Annotated in this window: 1 protein-coding gene; it reads left to right on the forward strand. The window is 68.5% G+C overall.

Annotated features, from left to right (window positions below; genetic code table 11):
• Window positions 1–1,007: AMP-binding protein (locus tag HUW62_RS47395; protein ID WP_176438208.1), on the forward strand; the 1,007-nt coding region annotated here is incomplete at both ends.

The following is a 1,007-nucleotide window of genomic DNA, read 5'->3' on the forward strand; positions in this document are numbered from 1 at the left end:
CCCGTCGCCTTCGACGCCTCCACCCTCGAAATCTGGGGCGCCCTCCTCCACGGCTCCAAGCTCGTCCTCGCTCCTCCTCACTCGCTGTCACTCGAGGAGTTGGGCTCTCTGCTCGTCCGCGAGGGCATCACCTCGCTCTGGCTCACCGCTGCCCTCTTCGAGCAGATGGTCGCCACCCAGCCCGTTGCGCTCGCTGGAGTGCGCCAGGTCCTCGCCGGTGGCGACGTCCTCCCGCCCTCCCGCGTCCGCGAGCACCTCGCTCGCATCCCTTCGGGCCACGTCCTCGTCAACGGCTACGGCCCCACCGAGAACACCACCTTCTCGGCCACTCATTCGCTGCGCCACGGCGACTTCGTCTCTCGCTCCGTCCCCATCGGCGCGCCTCTCTCCAACTCCTCCGCCTTCGTCCTCGACTCCTCCTTCCTGCCGACTCCTCCCGGCGTCCCTGGAGAGCTCTTCGTCGGTGGTGACGGCCTCGCCTGGGGCTATCTCAACCGCGCGGACCTCACCGCTGAGCGCTTCGTCCCGCACCCCTTCTCTTCTTCACCGGGTGCTCGCCTCTACCGCACCGGCGACCGCGTCCGCTGGCTCGCCAACGGCTCTCTCGAGTTCCTCGGCCGCTCCGACTTCCAGGTGAAGGTGCGCGGCTTCCGCATTGAGCTGGGCGAAGTCGAGGCCGCCGTCCGCCTCTTCTCCGGCATCCAGGAGGCCGTCGTCCTCGCTCGCGAGGATGTCCCCGGTGACAAGCGTCTCGTCGCCTACTTCACCTCCGCCGAATCCTCCGTCGACACCTCGGCTCTGCGCGCTTTCCTGCTCCAGCGCCTGCCCGAGTACATGGTGCCGGCCGCGCTCGTCTCGCTCCCGTCCTTCCCCCTCTCCGCCAACGGCAAGCTCGACAGGAAGGCGCTCCCGCCTCCCGACTTCGCCGCCGCCACTTCTGGCGACGACTTCGATCCACCTTCCACTCCTACCCAGACGCGTCTTGCCTCCATCTTCGCCGACGTCCT

Source organism: Myxococcus sp. AM011 (assembly GCF_013372595.1).
Taxonomy (GTDB): Bacteria; Myxococcota; Myxococcia; order Myxococcales; family Myxococcaceae; genus Myxococcus; species Myxococcus eversor.